The following is a 12,863-nucleotide window of genomic DNA, read 5'->3' as shown; positions in this document are numbered from 1 at the left end:
AGAAGCCCCGCTTGGCCGCTGGAGCCAAGCGCGGCTGGGAAAGACCCAAGAGGGGCACTGGCCCCCTTTGGTGTTAGTCAGTGGACGGCTTCTTGGCCCACCTGATGACTACACGGTCCTGGGTGTTCGCGTTCCGACCCCTGCCTATCGCCTTGGTGATCCGGACCGAGTCCACGAACAGCGACAGGAACTCCCGCTTGCGCTCAAGGGACATGCCTGACCAGGTTGAGCCGTCTCCGATCGGGTCGCTGTCAGGGGTTGTCCAGTCCATCGGGATCGTGACGGTTCGGTTGCTTGCCGATCGGAACTCTTCGACCCGCGCGGATACGCGTTCCTCGTGCGCAGTCAGTCGGGCGACCGATTCGGCGAATATCCGCTTGCCGGTCTCGCCGACGTACAGACCTTCCTGCCGGTCCTGGTAAAGCGTGCGAAGGGCCTCCCGGACGTGAACCAACTCGGCTTCTGACGCAGCCCGTTCGGCATCATGAGTCGGGTCCTGCTGCTGGCGGGTGAATCGGCGGGCAGCTTCCATCAGCCACTCGGCGTCGTCCTCGTCCGCGGGGTCCATGGCCATCAGGCGCGCCCACACGGAGCTGGCCACCTCATGGTCCGCAGCCGTTGCGTCGATGACCAGGCCACCATGCCCGGGGATGACACCGGCGGGGCGGTTGCACTTGTAGTAGGCCTTCGGGTTCTCGTCGTCGCCCCTCTTGTCCGCCACCATGACCGAACCGCAGACATCGCAGAACAGCATCCCGTGGCCGGCGAGCAGCGTCGGGACACGACGGCCGGAGCGGGCGACGACCTTCGTTCGGCCGTCCAGGATCTCCTGGAGAGCCCACCACTCCACAGCGGTGATGATGCCTTCGTGCGACACCACGGGAGAGCCGTCGTCTCCGCGCAGAACGGTCCGCTTGCCCTGTGTGCCGGGGACCACGTTGCCGTCCTCGTCCTTCGTGCGCGGCTTCCGGCCTTCCCAGACCATGGCGTACCCGGCGAGCCGGGGGTCTCGGAGGATGCGCAGAACGGTGGAGGTCGTCCACCCGGGGCCAGCGAGGCTCTTGGACGAGCCGTTCGCGCGGCGTGCTTCAAGGCGCTTGGTGCCCTTGTCGCCCAGCGTGGTCACCTTCGTCGGTACGTTCGCCTTGGTGAGCTGGCGCGCTATGTCTCCGGCGGACAGGCCATCGGCGGCCCAGCGGGCCATGTCGCGCACGTGCGGTGCTTCGACCGGATCGGGGACCAGCCGCATCACGGACAGGTCGCCGCGCTGCTCCCGGACCGTCCGGAAACCGTAGGGCGGGATGCCGGAGACGTGGCTCCCGGCCGCGCGTAGCGTCTCCTTGGTCGCCGTGACGTAGGCGGACTTCAAGTCGGATTCCTGCTGGGCCAGTGCGGCGATCAGACCGAAGATCGCAACGCCCATCGGCGTGGAGGTGTCGAGATAGGGCTCTTCGACCGAGACCAGGCGCACACCGTACCGGGCCAGTTCCTCGTTGATCTTCATGGCCTCCAAGGCACCTTGCCTCGTGAGGCGGGAGAGGGAGAACACGACCACGGCGTCAACCTGCCCAGCACGGACGGCCGCCATCATCTCCTCGAACCCGGGCCGAGTGACGTTGGGGTCCCAACCCGACTTGCCGACGTCTTCGAAGTGGCCGTTGTTCTCCCAGCCCTTCGCGACGATCAGGGCTTCGGTCTTCGTTCGCTGGGCAGCCGGCGAAGCCTGCGAGTCGTCCTCACGCTTCTTTGACTGTCGTATGTAGGAGACTGCTCGCACGTGGTCAAGATTAAGTGCCCAGGTAGCGGGCCTAACGATGAGAGGTGTCATGTGAGTAGCGTCGTCAAGATCAACGTCCTGACGGTGCCGGCCGAGCAGCGCGAGGTGCTGGAGCAGCGCTTCGCCTCCCGGGCCGGCGCGGTGGAGAACTCGGACGGCTTCGAGTGGTTCGAGCTCCTCCGGCCCGTCGAGGGCACCGACCAGTACCTCGTCTACACCCGCTGGCGCAGCGAGGAGGACTTCAAGGCCTGGATGGAGGGCCCGATGAAGTCCGCCCACCAGAACGGCCCCTCCGGCGAGGCCCCCAAGCGGCCCGCCGCCACCGGCTCCACCCTCTGGTCCTTCGAGGTCGTCCAGTCCACGGGCCCCAAGGCCTGACGTCCGTATGGCGGTTGCGCGCCCCGGGGCTTTCGGAGCCCCGGGGCGCGCTGCTGTGTGCGGGCCCGGGCCGTTCAGGCGAGGGCGGCGCCGAGGGGGAGGGGCGCGTGGTCGGTGCGCCAGAGGAGGCGGAGGTGGAGGGGCGGGGGGTCGAGGGGGAGGCGGACGAGGGTGCCGGCGGTGAGGTGGGCGTGGACGGCGTGGGCGGGGAGGAGGGCGATGCCGAGGCCCTGTTCGGCGCAGGCTCGGGTGACGGGCACGGCGCCGGTGCGCAGGCGTCGGACGTGGTGGCCGAGGAGGCGTTCGCCCGCGAGGTGGAAGGAGCAGGCGGGGGAGTTGACGAGGAGGCGGTGGCCGCGGAGGGCCTCGCGGGTGAGGGCGCCGACGCGGGCCAGCGGGTGGGTGGGGGCGGCCACCAGGGCGAGTGGGACGTCCTGGACGTCGAGGTGGTCGAGCGGGGCGGGCGGCAGGGGGAAGCCGAGGGCGCCGAGCGGGCCGGGGGCGTCGAGGACGAGCGCGGCGTCCAGGGCTCCGGCGGCGACGCCGTCGAGCAGGGCGTCCCGGGAGGTGTCGGTGTGCAGGGATATGTCCAGGTCCGGCCGGCGGTCGGTGAGGCGGGCGAGGACGGCCGGGACCTGGGTGGCGGCGACGGCCGCCAGGACGCCGAGCCGCAGGCGGGCCCGGGTGACGACGACCTCGCGGCGGGCCTGCTCGGCCTGGTCGAGCAGCCGCCGGGCCCAGGGCAGCAACCGTTCACCGGCCGGGGTGAGGGTCAGCTCGCGCCCGGCCCGGTCGAACAGGCCGGTGCCGAGGCTGAGTTCGAGGGTGCGGACCCGCTCGGTGACGGCGGACGGGGTGAGCCCGAGCGCCCCGGCCGCGCCGGTGACCGTGCGGTGGGTGACGACGGCCTCGAAGGCGCGCAACTGACCTAGTTCCACTGCTCCCCCGAACGCCCTCGTTCCCGGTGCTGCGGGACAGCGTACGGGGGAGGAGGTGGCGAAGGGCCCGGTGTGCTCCAGAGGGTTCCGGAGGTTTCCGGGAGGGGCTCAGAGGCTCACCGCCGTCTCGCGCTCCATGTGGGTCAGCTTCTCCGGGTTGCGCACCGAGTAGATGCCGGTGATCCGCCCCTCCTCGATCCGCATCGCCACCACCAGGTCGATCTCCCCGTCGATCCGCATGACCAGCGCCGGGTGCCCGTTGACCTGGGCCGGCTCGCACGTCCCCAGCGGCCCCCACACCGCCACGCCGGCGGCCAGCAGGCGGCCCACCGGGCCGGCGCCGACGGTGGGCCGGGGCATGGCCTGCTTGATGCCGCCGCCGTCGCTCAGGGCGACCACGTCGGGAGCGAGGAGGTCCAGCAGCTGCTGCAGGTCGCCGGTCTCGACGGCCCGTTGGAAGGCGGCGATGGCGGTGCGGGCCTCCTCGGCCGAGACGGTGCCGCGCGGCCGGCGGGCGGCGACGTGGGCCCGGGCCCGGTGGGCGATCTGGCGGACCGTGACCGGCGTCCTGTCGACGGCCTCCGCGATCTCCTGGTACCCGAGGCCGAACACCTCGCGCAGCACGAACACCGCCCGCTCGGTGGGCGCGAGGGTCTCCAGGACCGTCATCATCGCCATCGAGATGCTGTCCGCCAGCTCGACCTGCTCGGCGACGTCCGGCGAGGTGAGCAGCGGCTCGGGCAGCCACGGGCCGACGTACGACTCCTTGCGCCGGCCGATCGCGCGCAGCCGTCCGAGCGCCTGCCGGGTGGTGATCCGGACCAGGTAGGCGCGCCGGTCCCGCACCGTGTCGAGGTCGACGCCCACCCAGCGCAGCCAGGCCTCCTGGAGGACGTCCTCGGTGTCCACCGCCGAGCCGAGCATCTCGTAGGCGACGGTGAACAGCAGGTTGCGGTGGGCGACGAAGGCCTCGGTGGCCGGGTCGGGGCGGTGGTCGTCCGCGTGTACGCCGCTCATCTCGGGTCTCCCTCCGGTCGGCTGGTGCCTCCCACAGGACGCCGGAGCGCCCCGGTCCGTGACACCCCGCGCCGTGTGACCTGTCTCATTCCGGTCCTGTGCCGGGATCGGTGTCACGCCGGGCGGCCGGCCGGCATCTCCTGCCCGAACGGACGGACGCAGCACCGGCAGGAGGCCGAGATGAAGGCGGTAGCGGAGATGAAGGTGGTCGTGGTGGGCGCCGGCTACGCGGGCATGCTCGCGGCGAACCGGGTCGCGAGGAAGGTGCGGGCGGCCGAGGTGACGGTGGTCAACCCGCGCCCGGACTTCGTGGAGCGGGTACGGCTGCACCAGCGGATCGCGGGGACGGACGCCGCCGCGACGCCGATCGCGTCGATGCTCCGGGCGGGGGCCGCGCTGAGGGTCGGCACCGTCGAGCGGATCGGCGACGGCGTCGTCACCCTGGACGACGGGACGGGCCTCCCCTTCGACTGGGCGTTCCTCGCCACGGGCAGCACGGTGCGGCCGGTGCCGGGCACCGTCCCGGTGGGCAGCTGGGAGGGCGCGGAGCGGGCCCGGACCGCGCTGGCCGCGCTGCCCGCCGGGAGCGCGGTCACGGTGGTCGGCGGCGGTGCGACCGGGATCGAGACGGCGGCCGAGATCGCCGAGGCGCGGCCGGACCTGCGGGTGCGGATCGTTGGACGGGCGGTGGCCGCGGACTTCACCGACCGGGCGCACCGGAAGGTACGGGACGGGCTGACGGCCCTGGGTATCGAGGTGGTGGACGACAGCCTGGTGCGGGCCGCCGACGGCGCGGTGCACCTGGGGTCGGGCGTGGCGCTCCCCTCCGACCTGACCCTGTGGGCGATCGTGTCGGGCGTCCCCGACCTCGCCGCCCGCAGCGGCCTCACCGTCGACGGGGACGGCCGCGCGGCCGTGGACGCGACCCTGCGCAGCGTCGACGACGAGCGGATCTTCGTCATCGGCGACTACGCGGCCGTCCCCGGCGCCCGCTTCGCCTGCGCGCTCGCCGGCCCGCAGGCCGTCCGCGCCGTGGACAACCTGCGCCGCCTGCTCGCCGGCCGCACGCCCGCGCCGTACACCCCGCGCTACGTCGCCCGGGCCGTCACCCTCGGGCGGGGCGCCGCGGTGGCCCAGTTCACCCGGCGCGACGACAGCCTGCGGCGCTCGCACCTCGCCGGGCGCGGCGGGGTCGTGCTCAAGGAACTCGCCTCCCGCGGCGGCAAGTTCGGGGCCGGCACGGGCATCGGCGGCTGAGTGCGCCGGTCAGCCGGCGAGCGCGTGGACCTCGTGCAGGGTGGCGATCGCGTCGGCGTGGTCGCCGTGGACGAGTTGTGCCATGGCCAGGTCGGTGAGTGCCCTGACCAGGCGCCGGGTGCCGGCGGCGGGGTCCGTCGCGTGGAGGCGCCGCTCGATGTGGACGCTCCGCCGCAGCCGGGGGGAGCGCGGTGCGGGTGTAGGAGGCCGGATGCACCCCCAGGACCGCCCGGCGCAGGTCGAGCCGCCGGGTGAGTGTGCCGAAGGCGGCGAGCAGACCGGGGTCGTCCGGCAGGGGCGACCGGCCGTCGGTGTGCTCGGGCAGGTCGTCCTCGTCAGGGAGGCGGTCGGTCTGCTCGGGAACGCCCGTGATCGCCTCGACGGCCCGCGCGAGGACGACCAGTCCGTCCCGGAAGGAGTCGCGGAGGCTGAAGGACCAGTGGTGGAAGCTCAGGCCCAGCACGGGCTGGAGGTGTCGGCTCGGGTCGATGCCGAGCGCGAGCGGGTCCGGGGCGTCGGCCGCGGCCTGTTCGTCCCGGACACCGGAGCGGGCGAACAGGTCGGCCCGCAGGCCTTCGAGGAAGCCGAAGTCGCCCCGCTCGCCGCGGCCGGGCAGACGCTCGCAGGCGCGGGCGGCCTCCGCGAGCAGGAGGCGGCCCTGCGCGGGGTCGCCGAGGTCGGCGAACCACAGCGCGGCGCCGGCGGCGCGCAGGGCGGGTACGGGGCCGCGGTCCGGCTCCGTACGGCCCTCGTGCAGCCAGGCGAGGGCCTCGTGCTCGACGGCGACGGCCTCCTCGGTGCGGCCCGCGAGGCGGAGCAGCACCGTGAGGTCGAGCAGACGCCGCGTCAGGTCGCTCCCGCCGGGCTCGGTCACCGCCCGGGAGCGGGCGGCCACCGCGCGGGCGGCGTCCACGGCCTCGTCGAACCGACCCGCCTCGGCGAGCGCGTGGGCGAGGTCGGCGCGCAGGACGGCGGCCCGGCCGAGGTCCGGCACCGGCCGGGCCGCTTCGGCGCGCGAGGCCAGGTCGGCCGCCTCCTGCCGGGCGGCGAGGGCGAGGCCGTCGGCGTGGGCCAGGGAGCACTTCAGTGCGAGGGAGGCGAGGGCGTTGGCGGCGGCGCCCAGGTGTTCGGTGCCGCCGTCGGCGACCAGGGTGCGGTAGATGGCGGCGGACTCCTCCAGGAACGGGACGGCCTCCTCGGGCCGGGGCCGGGGCTCGCCGTAGGCCCGGCCCCGCAGCGCCTCGGCCAGCGCGGGCAGGCCCGAGGCGGGGTCGGTGCGGGCCAGGACCCTCAGCCGGGCCACCGTCTCGTCGGTGACCGGCTCCCGACCCGGGCGGCGAGCCCGCGGAAGGGCGTGGTCGTGGCCGGACGGGGCTCCGTGCGCGGGTGTCACGCGTGTCCTTCCGAAGCGGCGGCGAGCGGTCTCCCGTCCGAACGTCCCTACCCCGGGGACGAGTTTCGGGCCCCGGCGCTGATGCTCTTGAGTGGGAAGTCGGACGGGCCGACTTCCCACGCGAGTCCGCCGTGCCCTAGCCGGCGAGCGTGCCGTCCAGGTACTCCTGGACCGGCGGGAACAGCGGGAACGGGACGTACTCGGCGAGTTCGGCGCGGGAGGCCCAGACCACCCGGTCCAGTTCGTCGGAGTCCACCACCGTGGCGGTGCCGCCGACCACCTCGCAGGCCGTGTACGCCATCCGCCGCCCGTTCTGCGGATGCTCTCGCTCGCCGAGCAGCCGGGCGGCGGCGACGTGGAGGCCGGTCTCCTCCGCGGTCTCGCGGACGGCCGCGTCCTCCGGGGACTCGTCCGGCTCGACCTCCCCGGCCGGAAACTGCCAGGACAGCCCGCCCTCGGCGACCCGCCGACGCACCATCAGCACCCGGCCGTCCTTGACCACGATCGCGACGGCGACGGCGGGGAGTCGCTCGGCGTGCTGCTCGGTCATCTCGCTGCTCCTCGGGCAGGCGGCGGTGTCGACGCCATCTTGGCCCCGGGGCCGCGGGCCCGCTCGGCACTCCGCGGACCGCGTGTCGTGTCGGCTACCGCTGCGCCGGCCCGTAGAGCGCGGCCGGGGCGCCGGTGGCCAGCGCCCAGTAGCGGTCGCCGTACGACCAGTGCCACCACTCGGTGGGGTAGTTGACGAGCCCGGCGCCGGCCAGGGCGTCGCTGAGCAGCCGCCGGTTGGCCCGGGCCTGCGCGCCGATGTTCTCGGCGTGGGTGTAGCAGGCCCCGGCGCTCTCCTCGGGGCTGGCGTTGACCCTGGTGCCGAGGTCGAGCTCGCGGCCGTCGGAGTCGACGAGGGTGAGGTCGACGGCGGCCCCGGCACTGTGCGGCGCGATCTCCGGCGGCGACACGTACCGGCTCGTCGCCGACCTGATCCGCCCGTCCGGCCAGTCGGGGTTAGCGGCCCGCAACTCGGCGGCGTACTCGTCGAAGTAACGGCTCTGCAGCTCCGGCGGCCGGTAGCCCTCCACGAACAGCAGCCGCAGCCCGTCCGGCAGCGCCGCCTGCGCGTCGAGCAGCCGCTCGACCACCCCGGCCCGCAGCCGCGCGAAGGCGCCGTCGTCGTCCTGCTTGCGCCCGTCGACCAGCAGCCCACTGCCGCCCCGTACGTCCAACAGCTGCTCGCCGCGCTCCCCGACGGGGACCGCGGCCACCTTCGGGTCGGACATGAGGATGATCTCGCTCAACTCGCCTCCTGAGGAAGGAGGCAACGCTACGCCAGGAACGCGCGGTGCTCCAGGTGGGCGCCCGTGGCAGGCCGCAGGCGCACGTCACGAGCTGATTCCGGTGGGCTGGGCCCGCGCCGGGCCGCGCGGGCCCAGCGATGCTCACCCCTTCGCTGATTCTCGAGGAAGACGGCGTCGCGGACGACCTGCGCGATGGCGGGGTGGGTGGGTGCGGCGAGGTAGCGGGCGGTGGAATTCGGTGCAGGGCGATCGCGGGCGCGTGTGCTGTGGGACGCGCCCCCGGGTGCGCGCTTGCGCCGCCCGGATGGGTGATGTGGAGCGGCGTTTGATGGGGCGTTACGGCATTACGGTGAAGATTGCGATGCCGGGTCGCTCGAAGGGCGCTCGGTGAGTGAGCAGAAGTTACCCCGGCGGTGCGCCAACACCCCGGGGTTCGGCACCAGGAGAGAAGAGCTCCACGATGCAGATTCATCGTATCCCCCGGCATGCCCCCGGGTACACGATCCTGGACAACGGCCACGTCGTCCGTAAGCACTCGCTGAGTTGGGCGGCGCGCGGGTTGCTGAGCTACCTCCTCAGCCTGCCGGACGGGGCACGGGAGGACGTCCGCACGCTCGCGGCGAAGAGCGTGGAGGGGCGGGCCACCGTCTCCCGCGCGCTGCGGGAGTTGGAGGCGGCCGGGCACTACGTCCGACGGACGCTGCGGGATCCGCTCACTGGTCAGGTGCGGACGGTCGTTTCGGTTCATGAGGTGCCGGTGACGAACGGGAAGGCCGCGCATGCGATGCCGCCGCTTCCCGCGCCTCCGGCCGCCGGTGGGCCCGGACCTGGGGTGCCAGGCGGCGGGAAGGTGGGAAGCCCTTCCAAGGAACTGAAAACCAAGGACGTGGAAGAGCCTTCCGTCCGTCCCCCGGAGAAGTTGACGGCGGGCATGGCGCTGCTGCTCGAACTCGGGCGCCGGGAGCCCCGGATGGCGCTGGCGGGGAAGCCGCTGTGCGACCAGGCCGCGCGGGTGGAGGGGTTGCTCGCGGGTGGGTGGACGCGGGACGCGCTGGCGGGGATCATCGCGGCTCCGCTGCCGGACAGGGTCACGCACAGCGTGGGGGCGATCGTGGCAGCGCGGATCGCGAAGGTGCCGATGGTGCCTAAACCCCGGCAAGGGGGTGACGGCCCGCGAAGGCACGAGTGCCCCGGGCGGAGCGGGATGTGCGGGCGGCCCGTCGCCACCGCAGGGCAGGTGTGCGGGGGTTGCCGTTAGCGCTCCGGCGGGTGGAAGGTGACCGGGGCGTCGAAGGCGGCGCGACGGGTCGTGCGGCGCAGGGCGCGCAGGACGGGGGTGCCGAGGGTGAGGCACAGGACGACCGTGAGTGCGGCCCGGGGCAGGTCCCAACCCAGCGACGTGGTCAGGCAGTACGCCGCGAAGCGGACCAGGTTGTCGGGCAGCGGGTCGCCCGGCACGAAGGAGATGGAGCCGGCCAGGCCGCCGATGTACGGCCAGCCCTGGAGGTTCATGATCGTGCCGTAGAGCAGGGAGGCCACTGCTCCGTACCCCGCGAGGAGCGCGAGTTCGCGGCGGCCGCGCAGGGAAGCAGACCCCGGCAGCAGCCCGGCGCCCAGGCAGACCCACCCCATGGCGAGCATCTGGAACGGCAGCCACGGCCCCACCCCGCCCGTGAGCAGCGCGGAGGCGAACATCGACAGCGAGCCGAGCACGAAGCCGAAGCCCGGTCCGAGCACCCGCCCGGAAAGCACCATCAGGAAGAACATCGGCTCCAGCCCCGCCGTCCCCGCGCCGAGCGGCCGCAGTGCCGCGCCCGCCGCCGCCAGCACGCCCAGCAGGGCCACGGACTTGGCGTCCAGCCCCGGTGCCCCGCCGCCCGCCGAGCGGCCCTCGGAGATCTGGGCGACGACCACGGCGAGCAGCAGCGGCAACAGCAGCGCGAACAGCCACGGCGCGTCCGCCGAGTGCCCGACCAGCGCCGACTCGGTCGACGCGAGCAGCGGCCAGCCGAAGGCGGCGATGCCGACGAAGGTGACGGCCAGCAGCGCCGCGACGGAACGGCGCCCCAGCGGGACGGGACGAGTGCTCATGCGCCCAGCGCCTCCGCGACCTGCCCGACGGTGAGCCACGGCCCGGGCGCCAGCACCTTGGACACCTGGGGGGCGAACGCCGGGGAGGAGACGACGACCTCGGCCGTCGGTCCGTCGGCGACGATCTCGCCCTCGGCCAGGATCACCGTGCGGTGGGCGAGCTCGGCGGCCAGCTCGACGTCGTGGGTGGCGAGCAGCACGGCGTGGTCCTCCGCCGCCAGGCCGCGCAGGATCTCCACCAGCCGGGCCTTGGCGGCGTAGTCGAGGCCGCGGGTCGGCTCGTCCAGGAGCAGCAGCGGGGGCCGGGCGGTGAGCACGACGGAGAGGGCGAGGGTGAGCCGCTGCCCCTCGGAGAGGTCGCGCGGGTGGGTGTCGTCGGCGATGCCGGGCAGCAGGCGTTCGACCAGGGCCCGGCAGGTGCCGGCGGCGGCGCCCGCGTCACCGTCGGCCGCGGCGCACTCGGCGGCGACCGACTCGCCGTACAGCAGGTCGCGCGGGTCCTGCGGGACGAGGCCGACCTCGCGGATCAGTTCGGCGGGGCGGGTGCGGTGCGGGGTGCGGCCGCCGACCTCGACGCGGCCGGAGGCGGGGGCGTGCAGGCCGACCAGGCTGCCCAGCAGGGTGGACTTGCCGGCGCCGTTGCGGCCCATCAGGGCGGTGATCTCGCCGGGACGGAGCGCGAGGTCCACGCCGCGCAGCGCGGGCACCGGGCCGCGCCGGACGGCGAGGCGGTCGGCAACGGCGACGGGGGTACCGGACGACGCACCGGCGGCGGCGGGCGTCCGGCCGTCGAGTTCGGCGCGCAGCGGTGCGGCCCTGCGGCGCGCGTCGCGCACCGAGAGCGGCAGCGGCCGCCAGCCCGCGAGCCGGCCGAGGCCGACCACCGGCGGGTGCACCGGGGAGTGCGCCATCACCTCGGCCGGTTCGCCCAGCAGCGGGGGCGCGTCCGGGGTGAGCAGCAGCACCTGGTCGGCGTACTGGACGACCCGCTCCAGCCGGTGTTCGGCCATCAGCACGGTGGTGCCGAGGTCGTGCACCAGCCGCTGGAGGACGGACAGCACCTCCTCGGCCGCGCCCGGGTCGAGCGCCGAGGTGGGCTCGTCCAGGACCAGGACGCGCGGGTGCACGGTGAGCACGGAACCGATCGCGACGCGCTGCTGCTGGCCGCCGGAGAGGGAGCCGAGCGGGCGGTCGCGCAGGTCGGCGAGACCGAGCAGGTCGAGGGTCTCCTCGACCCGGCGGCGCATCACGTCGCCCGGCAGGCCCAGCGACTCCATGCCGTAGGCGAGTTCGTCCTCCACCGTGTCGGTGACGAAGTGCGCCAGCGGGTCCTGCCCCACCGTGCCGACCAGGTCGGCGAGTTCGCGCGGCCGGTGCTCGCGGGTGTCCCGGCCGCCGACGGTGACCCGGCCGTGCAGCACCCCGCCGGTGAAGTGCGGTACCAGGCCGCTGACCGTCCCCAGCAGGGTGGACTTGCCGGAGCCGGACGGGCCCACCAGCAGGCAGAGTTCGCCCTCGGGGACGGTGAGGTCGACGCCGTTCAGCACGGGCGCGGCGGAGTCCGCGTACCGGACGGAGACCTGCTCGAAGGTGATCACGATGCCCTCCGGGGCGGGGTCGGGGCGGCGAACGCCGGTACCAGGCCGAGCAGGACGGTCAGCACGGCGGCCAGGGGCAGCGCGGGGACGGTCGGCGGGACGACGGTGGGGGCGAAGGCGGCCGGGTCCTGCGCGGCCAGGTAGGTGGTGAGGGTCGCCACTGCGGCCCCGGAGCCGGCGGTCAGCCACTCCGGCAGGGCCCACGGGTCGGGCCGGTAGCGACTCCTGACGGAGCGTCGGCCGCCGAGCAGCAGTCCGGCGAAGGCGGCGGCCAGGCCGAGCAGCAGGACGGGCAGCGCCCAGCCCGCGCCGCCGGCCGTCAGCAGCCCGTACGCGGCCAGGCAGACCCCGAGCAGTCCGGCCAGGGTGAGCGCGGCCGTCGCCCGGGCGAGCCGGCGCGGGACGTCGGCGGTGCGGCCGAAGCCCCGGGTGTCCATCGCGGCGGCCAGCGCGACGGACCGCTCCAACGCGCCCTCCAGCACCGGGAGTCCGACGCGCAGCACGGCCGCGACGCCCCTGTCGGTGCGGCCGCGCAGGCGTCGCGCGGCGCGCAGCCGGCGGACGTCCGCGACCAGGTTCGGCGCGAAGGTCATCGCCACGACGACGGCGACGCCCGCCTCGTAGAGCGCGCCGGGCAGGGCGCGCAGCAGCCGGGCCGGGCTGGCCAGGGAGTTGGCGGCGCCGACGCAGACCAGCAGGGTGGCCAGCCGCAGTCCGTCGTACAGCGCCGCGAGCAGGCCCTCGACGGTGACCCGGCCGCCGATCCGCACGCCCTGCGCCCAGGTGGGGAGGGGGACTTCGGGCAGGGTGAACAGCACATGGGTGCCGGGGACCGGGGAGCCGAGGAAGACCGCGAACACCAGCCGGATGCCGAGCACCAGCAGGCCCAGCCGCAGGAACGCCCCGTACGACCGCGACCAGGGCGCGTCGCCGCGCCGGGCCGCGACCACATACCCGGCGACGGCGGTGAGCAGCAGCAGGATCGCCGGGTTGGTGGTCCTGGTGGCCGCCGCGCCCAGCCCGAGCGCCCACAACCACCAGGCCCCGGGGTGCAGTTGGCGGGGTCCGGTGGGCGGTCGGGTGCTACGGGCGGTGCTGCTCACGGTGCTGTCCTGGGTG

12 protein-coding genes are annotated in these 12,863 nt (G+C 74.4%); 3 read left to right on the top strand and 9 right to left on the bottom strand.

The genetic code is table 11. The annotated features are described in order from the left end of the window. Positions 1-73 precede the first annotated feature (73 nt). Complete coding sequence (locus ACZ5GH_RS10495) at positions 74-1,777, bottom strand: recombinase family protein (protein ID WP_464334041.1); 1,704 nt, start codon at positions 1,775-1,777, stop codon at positions 74-76. Positions 1,778-1,828: 51 nt separating this feature from the next. Between ACZ5GH_RS10495 and ACZ5GH_RS10490 the strand changes: the two genes are divergently transcribed. After that, the gene (locus ACZ5GH_RS10490; protein WP_401107412.1) at positions 1,829-2,155 is read left to right on the top strand and encodes an antibiotic biosynthesis monooxygenase family protein; all 327 of its coding nucleotides are present in this window, start codon (positions 1,829-1,831) and stop codon (positions 2,153-2,155) included. Positions 2,156-2,229: 74 nt separating this feature from the next. Here the strand turns inward: ACZ5GH_RS10490 and ACZ5GH_RS10485 are convergent, their stop codons facing one another. Both ACZ5GH_RS10485 and ACZ5GH_RS10480 read right to left on the bottom strand, forming a co-directional pair. Further along, the gene (locus ACZ5GH_RS10485; RefSeq protein WP_464334040.1) at positions 2,230-3,078 is read right to left on the bottom strand and encodes a LysR family transcriptional regulator; all 849 of its coding nucleotides are present in this window, start codon (positions 3,076-3,078) and stop codon (positions 2,230-2,232) included. A 123-nt stretch (positions 3,079-3,201) separates the two neighbouring features. Continuing rightward, entirely contained in the window at positions 3,202-4,110 is a 909-nt protein-coding gene (locus tag ACZ5GH_RS10480; RefSeq protein WP_464334039.1) for an RNA polymerase sigma-70 factor, read from the bottom strand. A gap of 180 nt (positions 4,111-4,290) precedes the next feature. Between ACZ5GH_RS10480 and ACZ5GH_RS10475 the strand changes: the two genes are divergently transcribed. After that, on the top strand, positions 4,291-5,367 hold the full coding sequence (locus ACZ5GH_RS10475) for an NAD(P)/FAD-dependent oxidoreductase (RefSeq protein ID WP_464334038.1): 1,077 nt from the start codon (positions 4,291-4,293) through the stop codon (positions 5,365-5,367). Here the strand turns inward: ACZ5GH_RS10475 and ACZ5GH_RS10470 are convergent. The 3 genes from ACZ5GH_RS10470 to ACZ5GH_RS10460 form a co-directional block, all read right to left on the bottom strand. Beyond that, positions 5,309-6,760, bottom strand: a complete 1,452-nt coding sequence (locus tag ACZ5GH_RS10470) for a hypothetical protein (RefSeq protein WP_464334037.1) — start codon at positions 6,758-6,760, stop codon at positions 5,309-5,311. The genes ACZ5GH_RS10475 and ACZ5GH_RS10470 overlap by 59 nt on opposite strands. Positions 6,761-6,896: 136 nt before the next feature. Further along, positions 6,897-7,310 (bottom strand): NUDIX hydrolase, encoded by a 414-nt coding sequence (locus ACZ5GH_RS10465; RefSeq protein WP_464334036.1) that lies wholly within the window; start codon positions 7,308-7,310, stop codon positions 6,897-6,899. 94 nt (positions 7,311-7,404) lie between these two features. Then, positions 7,405-8,055 (bottom strand): M15 family metallopeptidase, encoded by a 651-nt coding sequence (locus ACZ5GH_RS10460; protein WP_464334035.1) that lies wholly within the window; start codon positions 8,053-8,055, stop codon positions 7,405-7,407. Between the two features lie 460 nt (positions 8,056-8,515). Here ACZ5GH_RS10460 and ACZ5GH_RS10455 point away from each other — a divergent pair, with 460 nt between their 5' ends. Then, entirely contained in the window at positions 8,516-9,313 is a 798-nt protein-coding gene (locus ACZ5GH_RS10455) for a helix-turn-helix domain-containing protein (protein ID WP_464334034.1), read from the top strand. On the opposite strand, the gene ACZ5GH_RS10450 is transcribed toward ACZ5GH_RS10455, so the two are convergent. The 3 genes from ACZ5GH_RS10450 to ACZ5GH_RS10440 are packed head-to-tail and all read right to left on the bottom strand — an operon-like array spanning position 9,310 to position 12,847. After that, complete coding sequence (locus tag ACZ5GH_RS10450; RefSeq protein WP_464334033.1) at positions 9,310-10,146, bottom strand: ECF transporter S component; 837 nt, start codon at positions 10,144-10,146, stop codon at positions 9,310-9,312. The genes ACZ5GH_RS10455 and ACZ5GH_RS10450 overlap by 4 nt on opposite strands. Beyond that, positions 10,143-11,744 carry an ABC transporter ATP-binding protein gene (locus ACZ5GH_RS10445; protein ID WP_464334032.1) on the bottom strand — a complete coding sequence of 534 codons (1,602 nt, stop codon included), beginning with the start codon at positions 11,742-11,744 and terminating at the stop codon, positions 10,143-10,145. Before ACZ5GH_RS10445 ends, ACZ5GH_RS10450 begins: the two co-directional genes overlap by 4 nt. Continuing rightward, positions 11,741-12,847: an energy-coupling factor transporter transmembrane component T gene (locus ACZ5GH_RS10440; protein ID WP_464334031.1), complete on the bottom strand. Its 1,107-nt coding sequence runs from the start codon at positions 12,845-12,847 to the stop codon at positions 11,741-11,743. Before ACZ5GH_RS10440 ends, ACZ5GH_RS10445 begins: the two co-directional genes overlap by 4 nt. Between the last annotated feature and the right edge of the window lie 16 nt (positions 12,848-12,863).

It is taken from the genome of Kitasatospora sp. Xyl93 (assembly GCF_055383135.1).
This window is presented reverse-complemented; position numbering and strand designations above follow the sequence as displayed.

What these genes read in the sequence shown, in the direction of transcription:
- ACZ5GH_RS10480 (WP_464334039.1), bottom strand. Translation starts at nt 4,110, where the DNA reads ATGAGCGGCGTACACGCGGACGACCACCGCCCCGACCCGGCCACCGAG.
- ACZ5GH_RS10475 (WP_464334038.1), top strand. Translation starts at nt 4,291, where the DNA reads ATGAAGGCGGTAGCGGAGATGAAGGTGGTCGTGGTGGGCGCCGGCTAC.
- ACZ5GH_RS10465 (WP_464334036.1), bottom strand. Translation starts at nt 7,310, where the DNA reads ATGACCGAGCAGCACGCCGAGCGACTCCCCGCCGTCGCCGTCGCGATC.
- ACZ5GH_RS10455 (WP_464334034.1), top strand. Translation starts at nt 8,516, where the DNA reads ATGCAGATTCATCGTATCCCCCGGCATGCCCCCGGGTACACGATCCTG.
- ACZ5GH_RS10450 (WP_464334033.1), bottom strand. Translation starts at nt 10,146, where the DNA reads ATGAGCACTCGTCCCGTCCCGCTGGGGCGCCGTTCCGTCGCGGCGCTG.